General features: G+C 73.3%; 29 protein-coding genes. 13 read left to right on the top strand and 16 right to left on the bottom strand.

Annotated elements, in window-relative coordinates; translation table 11 throughout:
* Positions 1–152 precede the first annotated feature (152 nt).
* A complete protein-coding gene (locus EIM48_RS10605; RefSeq protein WP_019398323.1) occupies positions 153–773 on the bottom strand; it encodes a TIGR00645 family protein in 621 nt (206 codons plus the stop codon).
* Positions 774–968: 195 nt separating this feature from the next.
* Between EIM48_RS10605 and EIM48_RS10600 the strand changes: the two genes are divergently transcribed.
* Positions 969–1,655 (top strand): glutathione binding-like protein, encoded by a 687-nt coding sequence (locus tag EIM48_RS10600; protein ID WP_125111626.1) that lies wholly within the window; start codon positions 969–971, stop codon positions 1,653–1,655.
* A 12-nt stretch (positions 1,656–1,667) separates the two neighbouring features.
* On the opposite strand, the gene EIM48_RS10595 is transcribed toward EIM48_RS10600, so the two are convergent.
* From EIM48_RS10595 to EIM48_RS15350, 3 genes are all read right to left on the bottom strand, one after another.
* The gene (locus EIM48_RS10595; RefSeq protein ID WP_125111625.1) at positions 1,668–2,369 is read right to left on the bottom strand and encodes a class I SAM-dependent methyltransferase; all 702 of its coding nucleotides are present in this window, start codon (positions 2,367–2,369) and stop codon (positions 1,668–1,670) included.
* Between the two features lie 96 nt (positions 2,370–2,465).
* Positions 2,466–3,086: a DUF4375 domain-containing protein gene (locus EIM48_RS10590; protein WP_158675207.1), complete on the bottom strand. Its 621-nt coding sequence runs from the start codon at positions 3,084–3,086 to the stop codon at positions 2,466–2,468.
* A gap of 47 nt (positions 3,087–3,133) precedes the next feature.
* Positions 3,134–3,493, bottom strand: coding sequence for a hypothetical protein (locus EIM48_RS15350; protein ID WP_158675206.1), 360 nt, complete (start codon positions 3,491–3,493; stop codon positions 3,134–3,136).
* 214 nt (positions 3,494–3,707) lie between these two features.
* Here EIM48_RS15350 and EIM48_RS10585 point away from each other — a divergent pair, with 214 nt between their 5' ends.
* Complete coding sequence (locus EIM48_RS10585) at positions 3,708–5,930, top strand: S9 family peptidase (RefSeq protein WP_125111656.1); 2,223 nt, start codon at positions 3,708–3,710, stop codon at positions 5,928–5,930.
* A 97-nt stretch (positions 5,931–6,027) separates the two neighbouring features.
* Here EIM48_RS10585 and EIM48_RS10580 read toward each other — a convergent pair whose 3' ends face one another.
* Entirely contained in the window at positions 6,028–6,504 is a 477-nt protein-coding gene (locus EIM48_RS10580; protein WP_125108996.1) for a hypothetical protein, read from the bottom strand.
* 158 nt (positions 6,505–6,662) lie between these two features.
* Here EIM48_RS10580 and hemB point away from each other — a divergent pair, with 158 nt between their 5' ends.
* On the top strand, positions 6,663–7,652 hold the full coding sequence (gene hemB / locus EIM48_RS10575; RefSeq protein ID WP_125111623.1) for a porphobilinogen synthase: 990 nt from the start codon (positions 6,663–6,665) through the stop codon (positions 7,650–7,652).
* Positions 7,653–7,681: 29 nt separating this feature from the next.
* Here hemB and EIM48_RS10570 read toward each other — a convergent pair whose 3' ends face one another.
* Positions 7,682–8,563 (bottom strand): PD40 domain-containing protein, encoded by an 882-nt coding sequence (locus tag EIM48_RS10570; RefSeq protein ID WP_199728412.1) that lies wholly within the window; start codon positions 8,561–8,563, stop codon positions 7,682–7,684.
* A 71-nt stretch (positions 8,564–8,634) separates the two neighbouring features.
* Between EIM48_RS10570 and aroE the strand changes: the two genes are divergently transcribed.
* The 4 genes from aroE to EIM48_RS15760 all read left to right on the top strand — a co-directional run bounded on the left by aroE (position 8,635) and on the right by EIM48_RS15760 (position 10,282).
* Positions 8,635–9,486 (top strand): shikimate dehydrogenase, encoded by an 852-nt coding sequence (gene aroE, locus EIM48_RS10565; RefSeq protein WP_125111622.1) that lies wholly within the window; start codon positions 8,635–8,637, stop codon positions 9,484–9,486.
* Between the two features lie 9 nt (positions 9,487–9,495).
* The gene (locus EIM48_RS10560) at positions 9,496–9,849 is read left to right on the top strand and encodes a hypothetical protein (protein WP_233581678.1); all 354 of its coding nucleotides are present in this window, start codon (positions 9,496–9,498) and stop codon (positions 9,847–9,849) included.
* A 158-nt stretch (positions 9,850–10,007) separates the two neighbouring features.
* A complete protein-coding gene (locus EIM48_RS15765) occupies positions 10,008–10,208 on the top strand; it encodes a DUF2798 domain-containing protein (protein WP_343202909.1) in 201 nt (66 codons plus the stop codon).
* Between the two features lie 11 nt (positions 10,209–10,219).
* Positions 10,220–10,282 carry a hypothetical protein gene (locus EIM48_RS15760; RefSeq protein WP_343202908.1) on the top strand — a complete coding sequence of 21 codons (63 nt, stop codon included), beginning with the start codon at positions 10,220–10,222 and terminating at the stop codon, positions 10,280–10,282.
* A gap of 21 nt (positions 10,283–10,303) precedes the next feature.
* Here the strand turns inward: EIM48_RS15760 and EIM48_RS10550 are convergent, their stop codons facing one another.
* From EIM48_RS10550 to EIM48_RS10520, 7 genes are all read right to left on the bottom strand, one after another.
* Complete coding sequence (locus EIM48_RS10550) at positions 10,304–10,543, bottom strand: hypothetical protein (protein ID WP_125077147.1); 240 nt, start codon at positions 10,541–10,543, stop codon at positions 10,304–10,306.
* A 95-nt stretch (positions 10,544–10,638) separates the two neighbouring features.
* A complete protein-coding gene (locus EIM48_RS10545; RefSeq protein ID WP_125111621.1) occupies positions 10,639–11,937 on the bottom strand; it encodes a DUF58 domain-containing protein in 1,299 nt (432 codons plus the stop codon).
* A 34-nt stretch (positions 11,938–11,971) separates the two neighbouring features.
* Positions 11,972–12,958, bottom strand: a complete 987-nt coding sequence (locus tag EIM48_RS10540) for a MoxR family ATPase (protein ID WP_125111620.1) — start codon at positions 12,956–12,958, stop codon at positions 11,972–11,974.
* A complete protein-coding gene (locus EIM48_RS10535) occupies positions 12,955–14,079 on the bottom strand; it encodes a DUF4350 domain-containing protein (RefSeq protein WP_125111619.1) in 1,125 nt (374 codons plus the stop codon). Before EIM48_RS10535 ends, EIM48_RS10540 begins: the two co-directional genes overlap by 4 nt.
* Entirely contained in the window at positions 14,076–15,614 is a 1,539-nt protein-coding gene (locus EIM48_RS10530; RefSeq protein ID WP_125111618.1) for a DUF4129 domain-containing protein, read from the bottom strand. The genes EIM48_RS10535 and EIM48_RS10530 overlap by 4 nt, the downstream gene beginning before the upstream one ends.
* Positions 15,604–16,605 carry a stage II sporulation protein M gene (locus EIM48_RS10525; protein WP_125111617.1) on the bottom strand — a complete coding sequence of 334 codons (1,002 nt, stop codon included), beginning with the start codon at positions 16,603–16,605 and terminating at the stop codon, positions 15,604–15,606. Before EIM48_RS10525 ends, EIM48_RS10530 begins: the two co-directional genes overlap by 11 nt.
* A complete protein-coding gene (locus EIM48_RS10520) occupies positions 16,602–17,372 on the bottom strand; it encodes an RDD family protein (protein ID WP_125111616.1) in 771 nt (256 codons plus the stop codon). Before EIM48_RS10520 ends, EIM48_RS10525 begins: the two co-directional genes overlap by 4 nt.
* 78 nt (positions 17,373–17,450) lie before the next feature.
* Here EIM48_RS10520 and EIM48_RS10515 point away from each other — a divergent pair, with 78 nt between their 5' ends.
* The gene (locus EIM48_RS10515; RefSeq protein WP_019398334.1) at positions 17,451–17,756 is read left to right on the top strand and encodes a hypothetical protein; all 306 of its coding nucleotides are present in this window, start codon (positions 17,451–17,453) and stop codon (positions 17,754–17,756) included.
* Here EIM48_RS10515 and EIM48_RS10510 read toward each other — a convergent pair.
* The gene (locus EIM48_RS10510) at positions 17,729–18,280 is read right to left on the bottom strand and encodes a gamma carbonic anhydrase family protein (protein ID WP_028915208.1); all 552 of its coding nucleotides are present in this window, start codon (positions 18,278–18,280) and stop codon (positions 17,729–17,731) included. The two genes, EIM48_RS10515 and EIM48_RS10510, sit on opposite strands and share 28 nt — an antisense overlap.
* A gap of 44 nt (positions 18,281–18,324) precedes the next feature.
* On the opposite strand from EIM48_RS10510, the gene EIM48_RS10505 reads away from it, so the two are divergent.
* Complete coding sequence (locus EIM48_RS10505) at positions 18,325–19,773, top strand: coniferyl aldehyde dehydrogenase (RefSeq protein ID WP_125111615.1); 1,449 nt, start codon at positions 18,325–18,327, stop codon at positions 19,771–19,773.
* A gap of 87 nt (positions 19,774–19,860) precedes the next feature.
* On the top strand, positions 19,861–21,414 hold the full coding sequence (locus EIM48_RS10500; protein ID WP_125111614.1) for an MFS transporter: 1,554 nt from the start codon (positions 19,861–19,863) through the stop codon (positions 21,412–21,414).
* A gap of 3 nt (positions 21,415–21,417) precedes the next feature.
* Here EIM48_RS10500 and EIM48_RS10495 read toward each other — a convergent pair whose 3' ends face one another.
* The gene (locus EIM48_RS10495; protein ID WP_019398338.1) at positions 21,418–22,440 is read right to left on the bottom strand and encodes a cysteine synthase A; all 1,023 of its coding nucleotides are present in this window, start codon (positions 22,438–22,440) and stop codon (positions 21,418–21,420) included.
* 116 nt (positions 22,441–22,556) lie between these two features.
* Between EIM48_RS10495 and xth the strand changes: the two genes are divergently transcribed.
* Positions 22,557–23,327, top strand: a complete 771-nt coding sequence (gene xth, locus EIM48_RS10490; protein WP_019398339.1) for an exodeoxyribonuclease III — start codon at positions 22,557–22,559, stop codon at positions 23,325–23,327.
* Positions 23,328–23,397: 70 nt separating this feature from the next.
* On the opposite strand, the gene EIM48_RS10485 is transcribed toward xth, so the two are convergent.
* A complete protein-coding gene (locus EIM48_RS10485; protein WP_019398340.1) occupies positions 23,398–23,649 on the bottom strand; it encodes a GlsB/YeaQ/YmgE family stress response membrane protein in 252 nt (83 codons plus the stop codon).
* A 137-nt stretch (positions 23,650–23,786) separates the two neighbouring features.
* Between EIM48_RS10485 and EIM48_RS10480 the strand changes: the two genes are divergently transcribed.
* A complete protein-coding gene (locus tag EIM48_RS10480; protein ID WP_233581677.1) occupies positions 23,787–24,377 on the top strand; it encodes a 4'-phosphopantetheinyl transferase superfamily protein in 591 nt (196 codons plus the stop codon).
* Positions 24,378–24,401: 24 nt separating this feature from the next.
* Positions 24,402–25,040, top strand: a complete 639-nt coding sequence (gene rsmG, locus EIM48_RS10475; RefSeq protein ID WP_019398342.1) for a 16S rRNA (guanine(527)-N(7))-methyltransferase RsmG — start codon at positions 24,402–24,404, stop codon at positions 25,038–25,040.
* The last annotated feature ends 26 nt before the right edge of the window (positions 25,041–25,066 follow it).

Here is a 25,066-nt window from a genome sequence, read left to right as displayed (position 1 = left end):
ATTCATGCGCCGGGCCCTGCCGCAGGGGAAGCGGAGGCAGCCCCGGCGTGCGTCCGCGCCGGATTCCGCGGATACATGAACGACGAAGGGCCGCCCTGCGGCGGCCCTCCGGCATTCCTGTTCCGCGCGGTCGCGGCGGGCGGCGCGACGGCTCAGTGGCTGCCGTGCTCGCGCTTGTGGCTGTTGTGGGTCATCAGCTTGTCGGTCCAGGCGATGCCGATGGCCGACAGGATGAACACGATATGGATGATGGTCTGCCACAGCACGCCATCGGTGGTCAGCGCGTTGCAGCGGGCGGCGCCGACATTGGAGGCGGCGGTGGCGACCAGCTCCGGCGGGCAGAACGGCAGGCCGTTGAGGGTGCCGGCGGCGATGAAGGTCTTCAGCAGGTGGATCGAGGAGATGCCGATGATCGCCATCGCCAGCTTCACCTTCAGCACCGAGGCGTTGACGTGGCTCAGCCACTCCGGCTGGTCCGGGTGGCCTTCCAGGCCCAGGCGCGAGACGAAGGTCTCGTAGCCGCCGACGATCACCATCACCAGCAGGTTGGAGATCATCACCACGTCGATCAGGCCCAGCACGATCAGCATGATCTGCTGCTCGCCCATGCTCGGCGCGTCGTGGACCAGGTGCCAAAGTTCCTTGGCGAACAGGAACACGTAGACGCACTGCGCCAGGATCAGGCCCAGGTATAGCGGCAGCTGCAGCCAGCGCGAGGCGAAGATCAGGGAGGACAGCGGACTGAGCGGGCGGCGGGGCGTGGGCTGCGACATGGGTGGGTGCTGCACTGCGGAAAAGACGGCGCAGATTAGCGGCGCGCCGGCCCGGCTGCCAAGCGGCCGGCGGACCGGCGGGCGCCGGGGCCGTCCCGGCGGCGGGCCCCGGCTGCAACGCAGCGGACCACCGGCGCCCACGGGGCCATGCCCTCCGCGGCCCTACACTCGCCGTTCCGAAGCGGAGGCAAGCGCATGATCGAGCTGTACTACTGGCCCACCCCCAACGGCCACAAGATCACCCTGTTCCTGGAGGAATCCGGCCTGCCCTACACCATCAAGCCGGTGGACATCGGCAAGGGGGACCAGTTCAGGCCGGAGTTCCTGGCGTTCTCGCCCAACAACAAGATGCCGGCGATCATCGACCGCGAGCCCAACGACCTGGGCGAGCCGGTCACCGTGTTCGAGTCCGGCGCGATCCTGCGCTACCTGGCCGACAAGACCGGCCGCTTCGGCGGCGAAGGCCTGCGCGGCCGCGTCGAGGTGGACCAGTGGCTGGCCTGGCAGATCGCCGGCCAGGGCCCGATGACCGGCCAGTACGGGCACTTCACCGTGTACGCGCCTGAGCGGATCGAGTACGCGATCGACCGCTACACCCGCGAGGTGCAGCGCCTGCTGGGCGTGCTCGACAGGCGCCTGCAGGGCCGCGCCTTCATCGCCGGCGACCAGTACACCATCGCCGACATGGCCGCCTATCCCTGGATCAATCCGTACACCAGGGCCCCGCTGGACCTGGAGCCGTATCCGGAAGTACGCCGCTGGCACGCCAGCATCGCCGCGCGCCCGGCCACCCAGCGTGCCTACGCCCTGACCCGGCAGGTCAACCCGAACGCAGGCAAGCCGCTGACGGAAGAAGAACGCAAGCAGCTGTTCGGCCGCTGAGGCGAACCCGCCTCAGCCTGCTGCCCGCCGCGACACCCAGGCGTGGATCAGTCCGGCCTGGAAGAACGGCACGGGGAGCTCGAAACCGCCCGCGCGCAGGATCGCCTCGACCTGCGCCGGCGGCAGCACGGCCACGTCCTCGCCATAGGCCCGGCGCATGCGCTCCAGCGCATCCGCCGGGACCTCGGCGCCGGCCATCGTCCGCATCCAGGCCTCCAGCAGCACCGCGTACTCCGGCGATGCGGTATCGGCCGCCAGGTCCGAGCTGGCCAGCAGTCCTCCGGGCCGCAAACGCGCGGCGATGGCGCGGAACAGGGCGGCCCGCTCGTCGATGTCGAGGATGAACTGGGACACCAGGAAGCAGGTCGCCGCGTCATATGCCGGGGCTTCCGGCAGTTCCTGCACGTAGCCGGCATGGAAGACGCAGCGGTCGATGAAACCTTCCTGCTCCGCGCGGCGGCGGCTCACCTCCAGCATCGCCTCGGACGGATCGACCGCCATGAAGCGCCAGCCGGGGCAGCGCCGCGCAAGGTGCGCCATCTCCGCACCGGTGCCCACGCCGACGCAGAGGATCCGCGCATCCTCCGGAAGTCCGGCGAACACCGGCTCCAGCAGGAAGTGCAGGCACTGGCGGATCGGCGCGGTCTTCTCCCACTGCCGGTCGTAGCCGGCGGCCTGCTGGTCGAACAGTGCCTTGATGGCCTCGGGCTGCATGGCGCACTCCTCTCGGGAAAGTTCCAGCATGCAGGAGCTGTCAAGCGCGCCGTCGACAGGCCCGGTGCTTGCGCGCCTGTCCGCGGATGGGGCACGTCAGCCCTCAGGCGCCCCGGCCGGCCGTTCGTACAGCCCATGCCGCAGGGCGAACGCTTCGAAGCGGTCGTGCAGGCCATCGGGATCCGCGCGGAACTGGCGATCCAGCTCTTCCAGCCGTTGCTCCTGGCCGGGCGTCAGCCGCTCGAAGGCTTCGTCGCAGGCCCAGGCACTGGCTGGAACGCCGCCGAACCCGAACACGATCTGCCTGGCCGCCTCGAGGATCCTGATGCTGTCCACCGCACCGTTCTCCTCCAGGCAACGCAGCGCCGTGGTATAGCGTTCGCCGCCGGTATTGCGGAAGGCGGCATCGAAACCGGTGGAGATCACGTCGCCCGCCAGCAAACAGGCGGCGAAGTACAGCTTCTCCCGGGGCGGGAGCCGGTCATAGCCGTCAGGCGTGCCGTACGCACGGGAGCAGAGGCCGTCCCAATAGATGTGCCGCGGGTCGGCTTCCAGGCGCGCCCGGTACTCGAGGTACTTCTGGCGGGAACGTCCCATCGTCTCCCGCGTGCCATTGGCGCAGGGCATGCACTGCCCGTCGTTGCGCTGGGCCGTGGTGGGCAGGATGGGAACACCGCAGGTGTTGCAGGGAATCTTCTCCATGATCCGGTTCTCCATGCGGGTGATCAAGTCGAGGGCGGCGGCAGGGAGCCATGCTCCGGCGGTCAGGCGGGATCGACGAAGTGGTCGGCCCGGACGGCAGCCGCTTCCCCGTGCGACTGCACGCCCCGGAAGAACGCCGCGCCCGCCGCACGCAGGTCGGGCTCGCCCTCGCCCTGCCAGTCCACGAACCCTGGCGGATACACCGCAAACCCTGTTCCGATCCGGCATTGCGGTACGGGACGACGATCCTGAGGGTTTGCGGGACCTGGCCGCAGGAACGGGCCACGACGAACAGCGCATCGGTCCGGGCGCCCGTCGGCGGACGGCTCCTGCCCGGGCATCGGCACCAGCGGCTCGCCATCGGCCACGCACCAGATGCCGTGCGCTGCAAGGAAGCCGGCAAATCCGGCTGCGCGTTCCATCGCTTCCCCCTCAAATCCATCGGATGCGCCCCCGCAGGGGCGGGCCGCAGTCTGCATTTGCGCCCGGAGGACCGTCAATCGGAGCACGCCTCCGCGAGGGCGATCGCCACAGGCACCGCTGTGCCTACAATGCGGCCATGTCGCCCTACTGGATGCCTGCATGCGTTTCGCCACGCTTCCCGCGCTCGCCGCGCCGTTGCTGCTTGCCTTCGCCATGACGCAACCCGCCCCTGCCACCGCCGCGCCGGCGGGAGAAAAGCTCACCCTCGAGGCGATCACCGGCAGCGCGCCGCTGTCCGGCCCGACGCTGATGAAGCCGAAGGTTTCGCCCGACGGCGCGCGGGTGACCTTCCTGCGTGGCAAGGAGAACGACCGCAACCGCCTGGACCTGTGGGAATACGACGTGGCCAGCGGCCAGACCCGCATGCTGGTGGACTCCAGCGTGGTGCTGCCGGGCGAGGAAGTGCTCAGCGAGGCGGAAAAGGCGCGGCGCGAACGCCAGCGCATCGCCTCGCTCTCGGGCATCGTCGACTACCAGTGGTCGCCGGACGGCAAGGCCCTGCTGTTCCCGCTGGGCGGCGAGCTGTACCTGTACGACCTGGCCCGCGAAGGCCGCGAGGCGGTGCGCAAGCTGACCTCGGGCGAGGGCTTCGCCACCGACCCCAAGCTGTCCCCGCGCGGCGGCTACGCCAGCTTCGTGCGCGACCGCGACCTGTGGGTGATCGACCTGCAAAGCGGCCGCGAGATCCGCCTGACCCACGACGCCAGCGACACCATCGCCAACGGCGTGGCCGAGTTCGTGGCCGACGAGGAGATGGGCCGCCACACCGGCTACTGGTGGGCGCCGGACGACAGCGCCATCGCCTTCATCCGCATCGACGAATCGCCCGTGCCGCTGCGCCAGCGCCACGAGGTGCACGCCGACCGCACCGTGGTGGTGGACCAGCGCTACCCCGCCGCCGGCGACCCCAACGTGCGCGTGCAGCTGGCCACCATCGCCCCGCGCGCCGGCGCCAGGCCGCGCTGGATCGACCTGGGCAAGGAACAGGACATCTACCTGCCGCGCGTGGACTGGCGCGACCCGCAGCGCCTGACCTTCCAGCGCCAGTCGCGCGACCAGCAGCGGCTGGAGCTGGTCGAGGCCGACCTGGCCAGCGGCCGGCAGCGCGTGCTGGTGACCGAGACCTCGCCGACCTGGGTGCCGCTGCACAACGCCCTGCGCTTCCTGCCCGACGGCCGCTTCCTGTGGGCCTCCGAGCGCAGCGGCTACCAGCACCTGTACATCGCCAGCGAGGACGGTAGCCAGCTGACCGCGCTGACCTCCGGCGAATGGGTGGTGGACGAGCTGCTGGCGGTGGACGCCGAGGCCGGCTACGCCTGGTTCTCCGGCACCCTGGATTCGCCGCTGGAGAAGCACGTCTACCGCGTGCCGCTGGCCGGCGGCGCGGTGGAGAAGCTGTCGAAGGAGCCGGGCATGCACGGCGCCAGCTTCGCGCGCAACGCCAGCGTGTACGTGGACTACTGGTCCAACGAATCCACCCTGCCGCAGACCGAGCTGTACCGCAACGACGGCACCCGCCTGGCTACCCTGCTGCGCAACGACCCGGCCGATCCGGCGCATCCGTTCGCGCGTTACCGCCAGGCGCAGCTGCCGGTGGAGTTCGGCACCCTGGCCGCGGCCGACGGCCGCACCGAGCTGCACTACAGCCTGATCCGCCCGGCCGGCTTCGACCCCGGGAAGAAATACCCGGTGGTGGTCTACGTCTACGGTGGCCCGGCCACCCAGACCGTGACCCGCAGTTGGGCCGGCCGCGGCGACGGCATGTTCAACCAGTACCTGGCGCAGAACGGCTACGTGGTGTTCTCGCTGGACAACCGCGGCACCCCGCGCCGCGGCCGCGACTTCGGCGGCGCGCTGTACCGCCGCCAGGGCACGGTGGAGGTGGACGACCAGCTGCGCGGCATCGAGTGGCTGAAGTCGCAGCCGTGGGTGGATGCGGCGCGCATCGGCGTGCACGGCTGGTCCAATGGCGGCTACATGACCCTGATGCTGCTGGCGCGCACCGATGCCTACGCCTGCGGCATCGCCGGCGCCCCGGTCAGCGACTGGGGCCTGTACGACACCCACTACACCGAGCGCTACATGGGCCTGCCGGCCTCCAACCCGGACGGCTACCGCGCCGCGCGCGTGCTGGAGCACATCGACGGCCTGGTCGGCCCCAAGGCGCCGAAGCTGCTGCTGCTGCACGGCATGGCCGACGACAACGTGCTGTTCACCAACGCCACCGCGGTGATGTCGGCGCTGCAGAAGCGCGGCCAGCCGTTCGAGATGATGGCCTACCCCGGTGCCCGCCACGGCCTGTCCGGCGCCGACGCGCTGCACCGCTACCGCCTGGCCGAGGACTTCTTCGGGCGCTGCCTCAAGCCCGGGCGCTGAGGCGCGGCTTTGTTCCCGGACGCGCTTCGCTCGTCCGGGCCACAGCCGCAGCGGCCCCCAGGACAGGAACGCCGGCCCAGGGCCGGCGTTCCTGCTTTCAGTTGCCCGGTTCCACCGGCACGGAGGCCCCTGGTCGGCTGCCCGGTTCCGGCTGCGGCGCCACCGCCCCCGGCGGCACCCAGATGGCGACGCCGGCCGCCTTCTTCTGCGTGGTCGGGATGCCCACGCTGAGGCCGCCGGCGGTGTGGCGCCCGAAGCTGCCGGCGCCCACCGACATGCCCACCGGCGATCCGGACGAACCCACGCCCACCAGCACCACGCCGTTGGCGCCCAGCGCCGCGGCCTCGCGCTTGAGCCGCGCCACCGCAGCGTCGGTCTGGCCCTGGGTGCCGAAGCCGACCGCGCTGGAGGCTTCCAGCTGGGCGATGTCCTGCGAGCCCGGCGGCGGCACCGAGTAGATCTGCACCTGGGACGGGTCGATCGGCGGCCGCGCCTGGCCCAGCATGACCTTGGATGTGCCGGCGCAGCCGGCCAGCAGCAGGCCGGCCAGGGACGCGGCGATAAGTGGCTTCATGTGGCGCATGGCGGTTCCCCCTGGGTCCGATGGTGGTGGCCCGGATGTTCCCCCCGGCCGGGTGAATCGGCCGCGAACCGCCCGGCGGGCGGGACAATCGGTCCGGGGAAGCGGCGCCGGCCCGGGGCGTATCATTCCAGGCCTGCAAGGAGCCATCCATGTCCTATCCCCTGATCCGCCCGCGCCGGATGCGGCGCGACGAGTTCTCCCGCCGCCTGATGCGCGAGAACGTGCTGACCACCAACGACCTGATCTACCCGGTCTTCGTCCACGAGGAGAAGGGCCGCGCACCGGTGCCCTCGATGCCGGGCGTGGAGCGGCTGTCGATCGACGAGCTGCTGCGCGTGGCCGAGCAGGCGCTGGAGCTGGGCGTGCCGGTGCTGGACCTGTTCGGCGTGCCCGATCCGGCAGCCAAGACCGCCGACGGCCGCATCGCCTGGGATCCGGACGGCATCGTCCCGCGCGCCATCCGCGCCCTGAAGTCGCGCTTCCCCGAGCTGGGCGTGATGAGCGACCAGGCGCTGGACCCGTACACCACCCATGGCCAGGACGGGCTGATCGACGAGTCCGGCTACATCCTCAACGACGAGACCATCGGAGCGCTGGTCAGGCAGTCGCTGGTGCACGCCGAGGCCGGCGTCGACATCCTCTCGCCCTCGGACATGATGGACGGCCGCATCGGCGCCATCCGCGAGGCGCTGGAGAACGCCGGTTTCATCAACACCCGGATCATGTCCTACGCGGCCAAGTACGCCAGCGCGTTCTACGGCCCGTTCCGCAGCGCGGTCGGCAGCGCCGGCAACCTCGGCAAGGGCAACAAGTTCACCTACCAGATGGACCCGGCCAATTCGGACGAGGCCCTGCGCGAGGTGGAGCTGGACATCGCCGAGGGCGCGGACATGGTCATGGTCAAGCCGGGCCTGCCCTACCTGGACGTGATCCGCCGGGTGAAGGACGCCTTCGGCGTGCCGACCTTCGCCTACCAGGTCAGCGGCGAGTACGCGATGCTCAAGGCGGCCGCGGCCAACGGCTGGCTGGACGAGAAGGCCTGCGCGATGGAGGCGATGCTGGCGTTCAAGCGCGCCGGCGCCGACGGCGTACTGACCTACTACGCGCTGGACGTGGCGCGCTGGCTGCGCGAGGACTGAGCCACGCCGGCCTGCGGGCGGCCCGGCGCTCAGGCGCCGGGCATGCAGCCGTCGGCCCCGCGCAGGGTCGGCACGGCGACCCGGTACAGATCACCCTTGCCGGCCTTCGGCGCCGGCGCCGAGCCGGTGACCAGCAGGTCGGCCGGGCGCGAAAGATCGACCACCGGCGCCCGCGTGTCGCGGTCCTCGGTGTTGAAGGACAGCCCCCATGGACCCTGCGCGGCATAAGCCACGCCCTGGCAGGCCGCCAGGTGGAGGCGCGAGCGGCCACTGGCCGGATCGCGCCGCGCGAACAGCAGCGCGCGGCCGCCGTCCAGCTCCAGCACGTCCAGTTCGTCGATCCGGGTGTTGACGCCCGGCAGGGGGCCGGCCAGGACGAAACTGCCATCGTGAAGGATCCGCGCGGCGTACAGGTCCAGCCCTCCGGCACCGGGGTGGCCATCGCTGGCGAACAGCAGGCGGTCCGCGGAGGGCGTGGGCGAATGCTCGTTGCCCGGCGTGTTGAGCGCGACCAGCGGCTCCGGCGTGCCCCAGCGCTGGCCGTCGAATGCCACCCGGTACAGGTCCAGGCCGCCGCGGCCATCCTCGCGTTCGGAGGCGAAGTACAGCCAGCGTCCGTCCGGCGAGAACGCCGGCTCGGTCTCGGTGCCGGGGGTGTTGAACGGCAGCGGCTGCGGATCGACCCAGCGGATGCCGTCGCGGCGGGCGATCCACAGGTCCATGCCGCCGGCGCCACCGGCACGGTTGCTGGCCCAGGCCAGCCACTGCCCGTCCGGGGAAACGCTGCCGCGCAGCTCATCGTCGCGCGTGGACACGGTCCACAGGCCCTCGATGCCAAACTCGGCCAGGCCGGACGCACTGGCCGGCAGGAGTAGACTCAGGCAAAGGGCCGTCCGCAGGTGGCTTCGCATGGCTCGGTCCGTAGTCCCGGGCCGGGCAGTCTAGCCGCCATTGGCCCCACCACCGCAACGTCGAGGACGCCATGCCCGAAGCCCGCTATGCCGTGTTTGGCCACCCCATCGCCCATTCGCTGTCGCCGCGGATCCATGCAGCCTTCGCCCGGCAGACCGGCATCGCCCTGCAGTACACGGCCATCGATGCCCCGCCGGAAGCGTTCGCCGACATCCTCGCGGCGTTCGCCGCCGGCGGTGGCCGCGGCGGCAACGTCACCATGCCGCTGAAGGAACAGGCGCACGCGCTGTGCGCCAGCCTCACCCCGCGCGCGCGCGCCGCGCAGGCGGTCAACACCCTGACCTGGCGCGACGGCCAGTGGCATGGCGACAACACCGACGGCGCCGGCCTGGTGCGCGACCTCACCGGCCGCCACGGCCTGGACCTGCGCGGCCGCCGCACCCTGCTGCTGGGCGCCGGCGGCGCCGCGCGCGGCGTGGCCGGCGCGCTGCTGGAGGCCGGCGTGCTGGAACTGGCGGTGGTCAACCGCACCGCCGCGCGCGCCGACGCCCTGGTCGACGCGCTGGGCCAGCCCGGCCGCGCCTATTCGCGCTACTGGGACGACCTTGCCAACCAGGGCGACTTCGAGCTGATCGTCAACGCCACCTCGGCCGCGCGCGGCACCGGCGCCGGCGCGTTCAACGCCCCGATCACCCTGGTCAACAGCCGCACCGTGGCGGTGGACATCAACTACGGCGAGGCGGCGATCCCGTTCCTGGCCTGGGCGCGCGCCGCCGGCTGCCTGCGCGTGGTCGACGGCCTGGGCATGCTGGTCGAACAGGCGGCCGAGGCCTTCGAGGCCTGGCACGGCGTGCGCCCGGACACCCAGCCGGTGTACGAGGAACTGCGCGCGCAACACGCGCGCCTGGTCACCGCGGACTGAGGCCAGCAGATGCCGACCCAGTTGCTGACCATGCTGGCCTACCAGCTGCCGGAACTGCTGGCCGCCAGCCTGGTGCTGGCCCTTCTGCGCATCCGTACCCGCACCGGCGCCCCCGGCCGCAGGCTGGCCGTGGCCGGCGCCCTGGTGGTCCTGCTCGCGTCCCTGCTGCGCCTGCTGGCCAGCCTCGGCCAGGGCTGGGTGCTGGCCCGCGGCATGGCCGGCGGCGGCGAATCCCTGGGCACCTGGCTGGCGCTGTACAGCGCGGCGGTGATGCTGTTTGCGCTGGCGTCCGCGGTGGGCCTGGCCCTGCTGGGCTGGGGCGCGCTGCGCGCGATCAGCGCGGCCGGCGCCCGCGCCGCCTGAAGGCCGGCAGCGCCCGTTCGGCGGCCACGGACGCCCGGCCGCGCCTGCGCGGGAGGACAGCCCCGGCCGCTCAATGCGAGGCGATGTAGCCGCTGCCCGGCTCCCGCGGCGGCAGGGCGAAGCTTTCGCATCCGCCCCCACTGCACTGCTGGAGAACCATGAGTAGCAACCATCGCCAGGACTCCCACATCCTCCCCGGCATTCCCAAGCTGCCCGCACGTTGCGCGGCGATCGTCATGCCGCTGCTGCTGTCGGTGCTGATGAGCGCGATCGTCTCGCTGGTTTCCACGCTCAAGGCCGCGGGACTGGCGCCGGACCTGCTGCCGCGCTGGATCGGGCCTGGGGCCTGTCCTGGCTGATCGCCTTCCCGGTGCTGCTGCTGGTGCTGCCGGTGGTGCGGCGGCTCGCCGCGATGCTGGTGCGTGCGGCCTGAGCGGGCCGCGCAAAGCCCGGCTCAGGCCAGCGGCCGACGGTACACCGCAGCGCTGATGCACGACAGCACGCTGACCACGAACCAGCCGAACGGGAACAGCGACAGGGTCAGCAGCCAGGTCAGGGCGCCGGCGATGCAGGCGGCCAGGAACCACAGCACGGCCGAAAGCACCCGCCCCTGCACCAGCTGGCCCAGGCCGGGCACGACGAGGCTGCAGATGGCGGCAATCACGTTGCCCGCGGAGCCGGGTCCGTTGCTCATTGCGCAACTCCTTTGAGTGGATGGCTCCATCCTCGCCGACCGATGCTGGCCGGCCAGTGAAGGAGGTCACGCGACCCAATCCGAAAATCCCGGCCTCACAGCAGCCCGTCGCGCTTGACCGCCAGGTAGCGCTCCACCAGCGCGCCGGGCAGCTCGGCCGCGGTCACGTCCAGGGTCATCACCCGGTGCCGGCGCAGCGCTTCGTGCGCCTGGGCACGCTGGGCCAGGTAGGCGGCGGTGGCGCCGGCGCGGATCGCGCCGCGCACGTCGTCCACTTCCGTGGCCAGGGCCTGGTCCAGCTCCTGCTCGCGCAGGCTGGCCACGCACACCAGGTGCCGGCGCTGCAGCAGGCGCACCGCCGCCAGCAGGTCGTCGGCGTCCTCGTCGCGCACGTTGGTGCACAGCATCACCAGCGCGCGCCGGCGCTGGCGCAGGGCCAGGGCGTCGGCCAGGGCCAGGTAGTCGGTGGCCACCGCCTGCGGTTGCAGGTCGTAGCTGGCGCGCAGCAGGCCCTGCAGCGCGCCTGGCCCGCGCCGCGGCGGGATCCAGCGGTGGCCGGCGCCGCTGGCGAGCAAGCCCACCGCATCGCCCTGGCGCAGCGCCAGCCAGGCCACCACCAGGGCGGCATTGAGCGCGTGGTCGAAGTGCGACAGCCCGCCCTCGCTGGCGAGCATGCGCCGCCCGGTATCGACCACCAGCATCAGCTGCTGGTTGCGCTCCTCCTGGTATTCGCGCGAGACCAGCTTGCGCGCGCGGGCGGTGGCCTTCCAGTCGACCTGGCGCAGGCTGTCGCCGACGCGGTACTCGCGCAGCTGGCGGAAATCGGTGCCCTCGCCGCGGCGGCGGCGCACGTGCGCGCCCACCAGCAACGAGGCCTGTTCGGCGCTGAACAGCGCCAGCTTCGCCAGCGGCGCGAAGTCGGGGTAGACCCGCACCTGCTGCGGCTGGCCCGCGGTGCGCAGCGCGCGCCACAGCCGCCATGGCGACGGCAGGCGCAGGTGGGTGCCCTCGAACACGAAGCTGCCGCGCGCGGCCGGGACCAGCCGGTAGCGGACCCGGGCCACGCCGTGCGCCGGCAGCGACAGCCGCAGCGGCAGGCCCTCGGCGCGCCAGCCCGGCGGATGCAGGTCGGCCAGTTCCAGCCGCAGTGCCGGCACCGAGCGCAGCTCCAGCTGCACCTCGCGCGGCACGCCCACCGGCAGCACGTCGGCCAGGCGGCGCTCCACCTGCGGCGTGGGAATGGCGCGCAGGCGCCAGGCATCCACCGCCGCAAGCAGCACCAGCAGCGCCACCAGCAGCCACCATGCCCACGCCGGGGCCAGGCCCAGCGCCGGCAGCACGCCGGCCAGCGCGCATAGCGCCAGCAGGGCCAGCAGCGGCATGCCGGGCCTCATCGCGCCTCCGGCGACCGGGCACTGCGGCGAGCGCTCACTTGCGCGGCGCCTCCACCCGGGCCAGCAGCGCGCGCAGCACCTCGTCCGGCGACTGCCCGTCGATCTGCAGTTCCGCCGCCAGCGCGATGCGGTGGCGCAGCGCCGGCAGGGCCACCGCGCGCACGTCATCCGGGGTGGCGAAGTCGCGGCCCTCCAGCACCGCCTGCGCGCGCGCCGCGCGCACCAGGGCGATGCTGCCGCGCGGGCCCGCGCCCAGGGCGATGCCCGGCCACTTGCGGGTGGCGGCGACGATCCGCACCGCGTAGTCGATCACCGCCGGATCCATCGCGACCCGGGCCACGCCCTGCTGCATCGCCACCAGCTCGGCGGCGCCGACCACCGGCACCACCTCGTCCAGCTCGAAGCCGCCGCCGCTGCGCCCGCCGGTGACTTCGGCCACCATGCGCACCTCGTCCTGGTGGCGCGGGTAGCCGATCAGCAGCTTGAACAGGAAGCGGTCCAGCTGCGCCTCCGGCAACGGATAGGTGCCCTCCTGCTCCACCGGATTCTGGGTGGCCAGGGCCATGAACGGTGGCTGCAGCGGGAACGACTCGCCCTCGATGGTCACCTGCCCTTCCTGCATCGCCTCCAGCAACGCCGACTGGGTCTTGGCCGGGGCGCGGTTGATCTCGTCGGCCAGCAGCAGGTTGGTGAACACCGGGCCGCGGCGGATGCGGAAGCTGGCGCTGTCCGGGTCGTACACCGCGTGGCCGCTGATGTCGCTGGGCATCAGGTCGGGGGTGAACTGCACCCGCGCGTGCTCCAGCGCCAGGGCGCGGGCCAGCGCGCGCACCAGCAGGGTCTTGCCCAGCCCGGGCACGCCCTCGATCAGCACGTGGCCGCCGGCCAGCAACGCCACCAGCACCTGGTCCAGCACCTCCTCCTGGCCGATGAACGCGCGCGCGACCTCGGCGCGGATCGCGGCCCCCCGGCTGGCGAGGGCTTCTCCGGTGATGGGTTGCAGGGTGGACGTGTCGCTCATAGCCGGTTCCTCATCTGGACCAGGGTGCGCATGCGCGCGTGGAATTCTTGGCGGTCGCCCGGGCGCTGCAGCGCTTCGCGCACCAGCTGCGGCGGCAGCTGCAGGCGCGCCGCCAGGGCCGCGGCGCGCTCGGCGCCGGCAAGCGCGTGGAGCGCCGGTTCGCGCCGCCGCAGCCGCGCCAGGAAGGCCTCGCGCAAGGCCGCGTGCAGCAGTTCGTGGTGCCCGCGCCGGTACAGCAGTTCGCCGCTGGCCTGCACGTGCTCCAGCAGCGAGCGCCGCGCCGCCACCGGCGCCGGCAGCCACGGGCCGAAGCGCTGGCCGTGCCGCCACAGCCCGGCGCCCAGCAGCAGCAACAGCGGCAGCCACACCATCCAGCCGCGCCGCAGCAGCTCCAGCCACGGCGGCAGGCGCTCGGACATGCGCACCAGGTGCACGGTGCCGCGGCCGTAATTGGGCGCCAGCACCTGCCGCGCCAGGGCCTGGTGCGGCACCTCGCGCAGCGGGCCGTTGCCGAGGAAATCCATGTCCGCCAGCAGGTCCACGTGGCCGCGGCCGTGGCGCCAGCGCGCCCAGGCCAGGCCATGCCCCTCCTGGCCCCAGCGCAGCTGCGGCGAGCGCGCCGCATCGGGCACGAAGCGGCGGCCGCGACAGAACTCGACATGGTCCGGTTGCCGCGGCACGCGCAGGGGCTCGCAGCGCGGCGCGCGCAACCCCTGGCGCAGGCCCAGCGCCGCCAGCAGCGGCACCGCGCCCGGGTCGCCGCCGCGCGGCGGCGTGCGCAGCACCAGGTGGCCGCCGCGCGACACCCAGGCCAGCAGCTGCCCGGCGGCGGCGGCATCGACCCGCGCCGGGTCGCCGAGCAGCAGCACGGTGTCGCGCGGATTGCCGACCAGCGCGGCCGGCTGCAGGCCGTCGTGCGCCGCCACCGGGCGGCCGTCGGCTTCCAGGGTGCGGCGCAGGGCATACAGCGGGTCGGCCGCGGCCTCGCCTCCCGGCGGCAGCGGGATGCGCCGTTCGACCCGCTCGAAGTTGTGCAGGACCCAGGCGGTGGCCACCGCCAGCACCAGGGGCAGGCCCAGCGCGATGCCGCCGGCGAGGATCCCGCGCTCGCGTGCGTTCATGCGCGCCACCCCCAGCAGCGGCCGGCGTCCTCGACCAGGGCCTCGAACGCGGCCGCATCCGGCAGGCTGCCGGCATAGGCGGCGTACTGCCAGGTGCGCACGGTACGGGCGAACACCGTGCGCCCGGCATCGGGCGCCAGCGCCGCGGCGGCACGCAGGCATTGCGCCTCGGTGGCGCCCGGCGGGAGTTCGACCCGCGTGCGCGCGGCCATCGCCACGACGCTGGCGCGATACAGCAGGGCCAGCGCCGCGCGCGGGCTGCCGCCGCTCCACAACCGGCGGACCGCGGCGGGAATGTCCTCGGGCAGGGCTTCCGGGGGCGCATCCGCATCCACTTCGACCATGGCGGCTGCCGGCAGCCGGCGCAGACGGCCCGCGCCGCCACGCAACCAGGGCAGCCAGCGCCGCGCGGTCAACACCAGCAGCAGGAGCAGCGCGCCCAGCAGCAGCCACAGGCCGGACTCGGCCAGCCAGGCCACCACGCCGGAGAGCTCCCGCAGCCAGGGCGGCAGCGTTGGCAATGGCGCCTGCGCCCGCGGGGCGCGACGCTTCCATTCCATGACCACCCGCTCGCGGCCGAGCTGCGGGTCGCGGTAGGCGCGTGCGGCGGCGCGGCGGAACCCGGCATCGTCCTGCAGCTGCTCGCCGAACACCCGCGGCAGGGTCGGCCCGTCCTCGCCGGCCCGGATGCTGCTGCGCGCAGCGGCGTCCTCCGGCTCCGGCGCGTCGGCGACGCGCGCGGCCAGCGGCAACGCCGCCAGCAGCGCCAGCAGCAGCGGCGCACCCTGTGCCAGCAGGCGCCGGCGCATGCGGCGGAAAGCCAGCTCCAGGTCCCAGGCCTCGCTCTCGCTGCGGCGGTTGAGGTACATGCCGAAGCCGGCGGCGACATGGAACGGCCCGACCACCGCCGCCGCGATCCACAGCAGCGCGGCCGCCACCAGCCACAGCCATTGCGGCGGCGGCCAGCCCAGGGACCGCCACCACGCCTGCAGCAGGTCCTGCGGCACGAACAGCAGCACCAGGCCGATCCCGCCAAGCGCCAGCACCAGCTCGAACGCCAGGCACACCGTGGTCAGCACGCAGGCCTGGGCGTACGCATTCGTGCCCACGGCGTGCCGCCGCGCCGTGCGCAGGTTGCCGCTGTTCCCCTCCAGCAGGTCCACCGGCAGCAGCAGCGATCGCGCCGGCCCGAAACGGCGCCACAGCAGGTGGGCCGGCAACGTCGCCGGGGCGAAGCGCGGTTGCGCGCGCAGCGTGGCCAGTGCCCCCGGCACCTGGCCGAACACCGCGCGCGAGAGCACGTACAGCGGGATCCGCTCCAGCGCCGGCTTCAGCCAGGCGGCCAGGACGATGCCCAGCCATGGCACGCCCAGCCACCAGGCCACGGCGTTGGCCGCCAGCGCCACCGCCAGGGTCGCCAGCAACCACGGCCGCCACACCGCCGCCGCGTGCCGGCGCAACAACGCGCTGCCCAGCTCCATCGCCTCCCAGGGCGAGCGCGGGCGCAGGTTGACCTGCAGGTCCTCAGGCCGCATCGGCATCCTCCGCGCCGCGGCCGCCGCGCCACAGCCAGGCCAGCACCCCGCTCCACAGCAGCGCGGCCACGCCGAAGCGCAGCCAGTCCGGCAGCCAGCGGGTCGAGGACCAGAACGCCTCGACGAAGGCCGCGCCCAGCAGCATCAGGGCCACGCCCAGGCACAGGCGCGCGCCGATGCGCCCGGCATGCACCAGCGCGTCGCGGCGCCTGCGGTTGCCCGGCGCCACCAGGGCCAGGCCCAGGCGCAGGCCGGCGCCGCCGGCAATCACGATCGCGGTCAGCTCCAGTGCGCCATGGGTGCAGACGAAGCGCCAGAACGGCCCGCCGTGGCCTACCGCCTGCAGGTAGCCGGCGGCGGTGCCGATGACCACGCCGTTGAACAGCAGCACCACCACCGTGCCCACCCCGGCCAGCAGGCCGCCGGCGAAGGTGCGCAGTCCGATGCTGATGTTGTTCATCACGTAGTGGCCGAACATGCGCCAGTCGTCGCCGCTTTCGCGGCCCAGCGCGCGCGCCGGGTCGGCGCTGTCGTACATGCGTTCCAGCTGCGCCAGCTGCTCCTGGCCGAGCAGGTGCTGGGCCAGGTCCGGGCGCCACAGCGCCAGCAGGCCGGTGGCCAGCAGCGGCAGCGCGAACAGCGCCAGCGAGGCCCACATCACCGGCGCCTGGGCACGCACCAGGCGCGGGAAGCCGGCGGCGACGAATTCCAGCGCGGTCCGCCAGCGCGGCGGCGGGGCGCGGTACAGCACGGCGTGGCCGTCCTGCATCAGCTGCTGCAGGCGCGCCAGCAGCGGCGCGCTGTAGCCGCGGCTGCGGGCCAGCGCCAGCTGCTGGCACAGGCGCCGGTAGCGCGCCGGGAATTCGGCATCGGGCATGGCCGCCGCGGCGCCGGGGGCGGGCGCGCCACGGGCATTGCCGCGGTGGCGCAGCCAGTACTCCAGCGCCTGCCATTCGGCCTGGTGGCGGGCGACGAACTGCTCCTGCCTCATCGCCGCCCCAGCAATCCGTTGGCGATGCCGTACAGGCGCTCCACGCCCGCGGCGCCGGTGGCGCCGGTCAGCGGCTGCAACAGCCCGGCCAGTTCCGCGCGGCGCGCCGGCGGCAGCTGCGGGGCGCGCTCGCCGAAGGCGACGATCGCCGCCTGTTCGTCCGCGCGCAGCGGCTGCCCGGGCGCGCGCGCCGGCACCGCCGGCACCTGCGGCGCGGCGGCCGGCGGCGGCACGTGCACCACCAGGGTGTCGGCGACCAGGTCGCCGACGCGGCGTCCGTGGCGGCCGCACAGGCTGGCGACCAGGCCGGTGGCGTAGCCGAACGGCAGCGCGTCCACCGTGCGTAGCAGGTTGCGCACGATCGCCTGCAGCCAGCCCACCGGCGCGCCGTCGCCGCCGACCACGCGCAGGCCCATGGCGCGCTTGCCCGGGGTCTGCCCGTCCCAGGCCACCTCGCACACGATCGGGTAGGCCCAGGTCACGGCGAACAGCAGGACCAGGCGCAGGCCCTGGCCGAGCCCGCCCATCAGGGCCAGCACGGTGCCGAGCACGAGCATGATCGCCATCCGCACGCCCAGGTCGATCAGCCAGGCCAGCGCGCGCGGCACCGGGCCGGCGGCCGGCAGGTGCAGCGGCACGCCCTCGGGGGTGACCACCTCGCGGTAGGTGTCGAGCAGGCGCGCGGGTTCGCCGGTCGCGTGCGCGCCGGTCGCGCTGCTGCCTTCGCTGGCCGGCACTCCTGCCGGCTTGCCTGCCCGTGGCGGCATGGGTTCCCCGCTCCTTGCCCGCCGCCGACTTTAACCGGCCGCCGCGCGCCCTGCCCAGCCAGGGCCTACACTGGGCGCATGCATCCGCCGGCAGCCCCCGCCTTCGCGTGCCGCAGCGGTTGCGCCGCCTGCTGCACCGCCCCGTCGATCTCCTCGGCGATCCCCGGCCTGCCGCACGGCAAGCCGGCGGGCATGCCCTGCCCGCAACTGGACGCGGCCCTGCGCTGCCGCCTGTTCGGCCGTCCGGAACGGCCGGCCGTGTGCGCCTCGCTGCGCCCGGGCCCGGAGATGTGCGGCGCCAGCCGCGCCGAGGCGCTGGCGATCCTGGCCGCGCTGGAGGCGGCCACCACGCCGGATCAGCCGGCCGGCGCCATCCCCAGGTAGGCGTCCTTCAGGCGCACGTAGTGCGCGGCCGAGTAGTGCAGGCTCTCGATCTCGCGCTCGCCCAGCTTGCGCACGAAGCGCGCCGGATTGCCCAGCCACAGCTCGGCCTCGCCCACCACCTTGCCCGGACCGACCACCGCGCCCGCGCCGACGAAGCCGTACTTCTCCACCCGGGCACCGTCGAGCACGCGGGCGCCCATGCCGACCAGGCACAGGTCGGCGATGGTGCAGGCGTGCAGGATCGCACCGTGGCCGACGGTCACGTCCTCGCCGACCAGGGTCGGGTAGCCGCCCTTGTTGTACGGGCTGTGGTGGCTGGTGTGGATGATGGTGCCGTCCTGGATGTTGCTGCGCGCGCCGATGCGGATGTGGTTGACGTCGCCGCGCAGCACGCAGCCCGGCCACACCGAGACGTCGTCGCCCAGCTCCACGTCGCCGATCACGACGGCGGCCGGGTCCAGGTACACGCGCTGGCCGAGCACGGGCGAGCGTTCGAGGTAGGGGCGCAGGTTGGGCGTTTGCATGGGCGCATTGTAGGCGCGGCGGCGCGCGGCCCTACACTGCGCGCATGGATGCCCCTGCCGCCCCCGCCAAGTCCCTGCCCGTCGACCCGCCCACCGCGGTGGCCGAACTCGCGCCCACCCTGCAGCGCCTGCGCGCGGCCTGGCAAGGGCAGCGCCCCGGCTATGCGCAGCGGCGCGACGACCTGCGCGCCCTGCGCGCGGCGCTGAAGGCGGGCCTGCCGCGGATGGTGGAAGCGATCGCCGCCGACTTCGGCCACCGCCCGCGCGAGGAAAGCCTGCTGGCCGAGGCCATGCCGGTGCTGTCCACCATCGACCTGCTGCTGCGCAACCTGCGCGGCTGGATGCGGCCGCGCCGGGTTTCGGCCGGCTGGCGGCTGTGGCCGGCGCGCGCGCAGCTGCGCAGCGAGCCGCTGGGCGTGGTCGGGGTGATCTCGCCGTGGAACTACCCGGTGAACCTGGCGCTGGTGCCGCTGGCCACCGCGATCGCCGCCGGCAACCACGTCTACCTCAAGCCCTCCGAGGCCACGCCCGCCACCTCGCGCTTCCTGCGCGAGTTGCTCCAGGAGGTGTTCCCCGCCGACCGCGTGGCCGTGGCCCAGGGCGGCGCCGACGTCGGCGCGGCGTTCGCCGCGCTGCCGCTGGACCACCTGGTGTTCACCGGTTCGACCGCGGTCGGGCGCAAGGTCATGGCCGCCGCGGCGGCCAACCTCACCCCGCTGACCCTGGAGCTGGGAGGCAAGTCGCCGGCCATCGTCTGTCCCTCGTATCCGCTGGAACGGGCCGCCGCGCGCCTGGCCACGGGCAAGTGGTTCAACGGCGGCCAGACCTGCATCGCCCCGGACTACGCGCTGGTGGTCGGCGGCCGCGAACGCCGCGATGCCCTGGTCGCAGCACTGCGCGCCGAAGCCCTGGCCCGCTACGGGGACCTGTCCGGGCAGGCCGGCGACTACACCCGGATCATCGACCAGGCCCAGTTCGCGCGCCTGCAGGCCTGGCTGGACGAGGCCCGCGCGCGCGGTTGCGAGGTGCTGCCGCTGGTGGATGGCCACGACCCGGCGCGGCGCCTGTTCGCGCCGACCCTGGTGCTGGACCCGCCGGAGGACATCGCGCTGATGCGCGAGGAAATCTTCGGCCCGGTCCTGCCGGTGCTGGCGGTGGACTCGCTGGAGGCGGCTATCGGCTTCGTCAACGCGCGCCCGCGGCCGCTGGCGCTGTACCCGTTCTCCGCCGAGCGCGGCGAGATCGAGCGGGTGCTCGGCTCGGTGCTGGCCGGCGGCGTCACCGTCAACGACACCCTGCTGCACTTCGCCGCCGAGCACCTGCCGTTTGGCGGCGTCGGCCCCAGCGGCATGGGCGCCTACCACGGCCGCGCCGGCTTCGATGCCTTCAGCAAGCAGTTGCCGGTGCTGTGGCAACCTCGGCGCAGCGCCAGTGACCTGCTGCGGCCGCCCTACGCAAGGCTGGCGCGCCTCATCGGATTCCTGCTGCGGTAGTCCCGGCACCGGAGGCCTGGGCGCCGTCCGTCGAAAACCCCGCATGCCGCTCGTCGCAGTGGCAGGCCCCCAGCTTTCCCCGAGACAATGCCCCAGCCGCTTTCCGCCCCCAAGGCCACCCGCCGCGAATGGATCGGCCTGGCCATCATCGCCCTTCCCTGCCTGGTCTACGCGATGGACCTGACCGTGCTGAACCTGGCACTGCCGGCGATCAGCGCGCAGCTGGATCCCAGCGCCAGCCAGCTGCTGTGGATCGTGGACATCTACGGCTTCCTGGTGGCCGGTTTCCTGATCACCATGGGCACGCTGGGCGACCGCATCGGCCGGCGCAAGCTGCTGCTGGCCGGCGCGGCCGCGTTCGCCGTGGCCTCGGTCATGGCCGCGTTCTCGCGCAGCGCGGAAACCCTGGTGGCGATGCGCGCCCTGCTGGGCGTGGCCGGCGCGACCCTGGCGCCCTCGACCCTGTCGCTGATCCGCAACATGTTCCATGACGAGCACGAGCGCCAGTTCGCGATCGGCGTGTGGATCGCCGCGTTCTCGGTCGGCGGCGCGATCGGCCCGCTGGTCGGCGGCCTGCTGCTGCAATGGTTCTGGTGGGGCGCGGTGTTCCTGGCCGCGGTGCCGGTGATGGTGCTGCTGCTGGTGCTGGGGCCGAAGCTGCTGCCGGAGTACCGCGACCCCGACGCCGGCAGGCTGGACCTGGCCAGCATGCTGCAGTCGCTGGGCGCGGTGCTGGCCGTGGTCTACGGGCTCAAGCGCATCGCCGAACATGGCGTGGATCCACGCGGCATCGCCGTGCTTCTGGCCGGCATAGCCCTGGGCGCGATGTTCGTGCGCCGGCAGCGGCACCTGCCGTATCCGTTCCTGGACGTGACCCTGTTCCGGCGCCCGGCGTTTTCCGCCGCGATCGTGGCCTACGCCCTCACCGGCCTGGCAATGATGGGCGTCTACATCTTCATGACCCAGTACCTGCAGCTGGTGCTGGGACTGACCCCGCTGCAGGCGGGCCTGGCCACCATCCCGTGGTCGGTGTGCTTCACCGCCGGCTCGCTGCTGGCGCCGCGGCTGGCGCGGCACTGGGGCGCGCGCCGGGTGATGGTGCGCGGGCTGGTGCTGGCCGCCGCCGGGTTCGTCGTCACCGCGCTGGTGACGCCGCCGCACGCGCTGTGGTTCCTGGTCGCCGGGATGATCGCGATGAGCATCGGCCTGGCGCCGGTGATGACGGTGGGCAACGAGCTGATCATCACCACTGCGCCGCCGGAGCGCGCCGGGGCGGCCTCGGCGCTGTCGGAGACCAGCGCCGAACTGAGCGGTGCGCTGGGCATCGCCGTGCTCGGCAGCGCCGGCATGCTGCTGTTCCGGCTGTGGCTGGGCCCGGCGCTGCCGGCGGGCCTGGAACCGGCCGAGGGCGCACGCGCCCTGGCCACCCTGGGCGGGGCGATGTCGGTGGCCGGCGGCCTGGCCGACGGCGGCGCGTTCGCCGAGGCCGCGCGCACCGCGTTCACCGATGCCATGCGCGCGGTGGCCGTGTTCGGCGCGGCGATGATGCTGGCCGCGGCCTGGATGGCCGCGCGCCTGATGCGCGACGGCGAAGGCGAGGGTGCGCCAGTGCCGGCGCTGGACCAGGCCCCCGGCGCCTGAGCCTCAGGCCGGTTCCGGGAACGCGCGCTCCAGCCACTCCGGCACCGGCAGGCCCTTGCCGCGCAGGAAGGCCGGGTTGAACAGCTTGCCCTGGTAGCGGGTGGCGCCGTCGGCCAGCACGGTGACGATCGTGTGCCCGGGGCCCAGTTCCCGCGCCAGGCGCACCGCGCCGGCGATGTTCACCCCGCTGGAGCCGCCCACGCCCAGGCCTTCGTGGGCCATCAGCTCGTGTACCCAGGGCAGCGATTCGCTGTCCGGGATCGACCAGGCGTAATCCACAGGCGCGTCCCGGAAGTTGGCGGTGATCCGGCTGGAGCCGATGCCCTCGGTGATCGAACCACCTTCGGACGTCAGTTCCCCGGTGTTGACGTAGCTGGCCAGCGCCGAGCCGGCCGGATCGGCCAGGGCGATGGCCACCCCGGGCTTGCGCGCCTTCAGCGCGCGGCCCACGCCGGCGAGGGTGCCGCCGGTGCCGGTGGCGCAGACGAAGCCGTCGATGCGGCCGCCGGTCTGCTCCCAGATCTCCACCCCGGTGGTGGCTTGGTGGAAGTCGCGGTTGGCGGTGTTGTCGAACTGGTTGGCGAACCAGGCGCTGCCCGGCGCCCCGGCGTTCATCCGCTCGACCAGGCGCCGCGCCTGGTGCGCGTAGTGCTCCGGGTTGGCGTAGGGCACCGCCGGCACCAGCCGCACCTCGGCCCCGGTCACGCGCAGGGCCTCGATCTTCTCCCGGCTCTGGGTGGCGGGCATGGTGATGATGGTGCGGTAGCCGCGGCTGGCGCCCAGCAGCGCCAGGCCGATGCCGGTATTGCCGGCGGTGCCCTCGACGATGGTCGCGCCCGGGCGCAGCGCACCGCTGCGCTCGGCATCCAGCAGCAGGCCCAGCGCGGTGCGGTCCTTGACCGAGCCGCCAGGGTTGAGGAACTCGGCCTTGCCGAGGATCTCGCAGCCGGTCAGCTCCGAGGCGCGGCGCAGGCGGATCAGCGGGGTGTGGCCGATCGCGGCGGCCAGGTCGGTGCAGGTGCGCATGCTCGGGAGGGGCAAGGTGTCGGGGGCCTGCCGCAGATGGTGCGCGATCGGCGGCGAAGTCCAGCGCCGCGGCGCAAAACCCGGATAATGCGCGCACGCCCCATGCCTGCGTCGCCATGAAGATCGCCTCCTGGAACGTCAACTCGCTCAACGTGCGCATGCCGCACCTGGAACAGTGGCTGCGCGCCTTCGCGCCGGACATCGTCGGGCTGCAGGAAACCAAGCTGGAGGACCACAAGTTCCCGGACGCGACCCTGGCCGCGCTGGGCTACCGCAGCGTGTTCTCCGGGCAGAAGACCTACAACGGCGTGGCCATCCTCTCGCGCGAGGCGCCGCGCGACGTGCTGGTCGGCGTCCCCGGGTTCGAGCACGAGCACAAGCGCGCCATCAGCGCGACCATCGGCGACCTGCGCGTGGTCAACCTGTACGTGGTCAACGGCCAGGACGTGGGTACCGAGAAGTACGAACTGAAGCTGGCGTGGCTGGCCGCGGTGCGGAACTGGCTGGAGCAGGAAGCGCGGCAGCACCCGAAGCTGGTGGTGCTGGGCGACTTCAACATCGCCCCGGACGAGCGCGACGTGCACGATCCGGCGGTGTGGAACGAGAACCACATCCTCACCTCCGCCGCCGAGCGCGCCGCGCTGCGCGGACTGCTGGACGTGGGCCTGCACGACGGCTACCGCCTGCTGCACCAGGAGGGCGGGGTGTTCAGCTGGTGGGACTACCGGATGGCCGCGTTCCGCCGCAACCTCGGCCTGCGCATCGACCTGACCCTGGTGTCCGAAGCGCTGCGGGGACAGGTCGCCGCCGCCGGCATCGACCGCGAGCCGCGCACCTGGGAGCGGCCCAGCGACCACGCCCCGGCATGGATCGAACTGGCCGCCTGAGCGGGGCCCGGGAAGGCGAAGGCCCGGGAAATCCCGGGCCCACGCCTCCTCGTCGTTCCGTTTTGCCGGCTCAGCGCACGCGTCCGCGCGTGAACAGGTTGACGATCGCCAGCAGGATCACCGCGCCGATCAGCGAGAACAGGAAGGTGCGGATGGTGATGGCTTCGTTGATGCCGCCGCCGAAGATCCATCCGGCCAGCACCGCGCCGACGATGCCGACGATGATGTTCAGCAGGATGCCCTGCTGCGCGTCGCGCCGCATGATCAGGCTCGCAAGCCAGCCGACGATACCGCCCACGATCAACCAGATGATGATGCCCATGACGTCCCTCTCCTCGAGTCCGCGTAGGTCACCCCGCGGCTGCGGGGGTGCGGGCCAATCAGACCCCCGCTGCCGTGAAGCGACCGTGCAAGGGATGCATCCGCCGCATGCACGCGCGCATCGCGCGGGATGCCGCCATGGCTGAGGCCTGGCGCTTCGGCCCGGTGCAGGTGCACGCGCTGCCCTACGCACCCGGGCAGCGCGGCGAGCCGCAGGTGCATGCCACCCTGGCGCGCTGGCTGCAGCGCGCGCCGGAGGAGCCGCTGCCGCTGCAACGCGACGCGCATGGGCGGCCGCGCCTGCTCGCGCCGTACGACGACTTCGATGCCGGCTGGAGCCACAGCGGCGAGCGCCTGCTGCTTGCGTTCGGGCGTGAGGTGGTACTGGGCGTGGACCTGGAGCACTTCCGGCCGCGTCCGCGCGCGCTGGAACTGGCGCGGCGCTTCTTCGCCCCTGCCGAGGCGGAGTGGCTGCAGGCGCTGCCGGCGGAACTGCGCGAGCCGGAGTTCGTGCGCCTGTGGTGCGCCAAGGAGGCGGTGCTGAAGGCACACGGCCGCGGCCTGGCCTTCGGCCTGCACCGGCTGGAATTCCGCGCCGGGGACCCCGGCGCGCCGCTGCGCCTGCATGCCTGCGACCCGGGCCTGGGTGCGGCCGGCGACTGGCAGCTGCACGAGTGGATCCCGCAGGACGGCTACCACGCCGCCCTGGCCTGGCGCCCACGGGACTAGCCGCGGCGGGCGATAATCGCGCCCATGGATACCCCTCTCCCCGAACCGCTGCGCCGGCGGCTGGCCGACGGCCTGGCCGCGCTGGGCCTGGACCCGGCCCTGGCCCCCCCGCTGCTGGACTACCTGGCGCTGCTGCTGCGCTGGAACCGCACCTACAACCTGACCGCCATCCGCGACCCGGAGGAGATGGTCACCCGCCACCTGCTCGATTCCCTGGCCATGCACCCCTACGTGCGCCCCGGGGCGCTGGCCGACCTGGGCACCGGCCCCGGGCTGCCCGGCATCCCGCTGGCCATCGCCCGCCCGGACGTGCAGGTGACCCTGGTGGAGAGCAATGGCAAGAAGGCCCGGTTCCTGCGCGAGGCGGTGCGCCAGCTCAAGCTGGGCAACGCCCGGGTGCTGGAATCGCGGGCCGAGGCGGTGGCCGAGCCGGGCGCCTACGCCCAGATCACCGCCCGCGCCCTGGACACCCTGGCCGGGATCCTGGAGGTCGGCGGCCACCTGCTGGCCGCCGACGGCCGCCTGCTGGCGATGAAGGGCGTGGCCCCGGCCGAGGAGATCGCCGCCCTGCCCGCCGGCTGGGCCGCGCTGGCGGTCCATCCGCTGGACGTACCGGGGCTGGGGGCCGAGCGGCACCTGGTGGAGGTGGGCCGGGCGGCGTGAAATCCGCATAATGGCCCGTTCCGGAC

The sequence above is a fragment of the Pseudoxanthomonas sp. SGNA-20 genome (assembly GCF_003931635.1).
Taxonomy (GTDB): domain Bacteria; phylum Pseudomonadota; class Gammaproteobacteria; order Xanthomonadales; family Xanthomonadaceae; genus Pseudoxanthomonas.
This window is presented reverse-complemented; position numbering and strand designations above follow the sequence as displayed.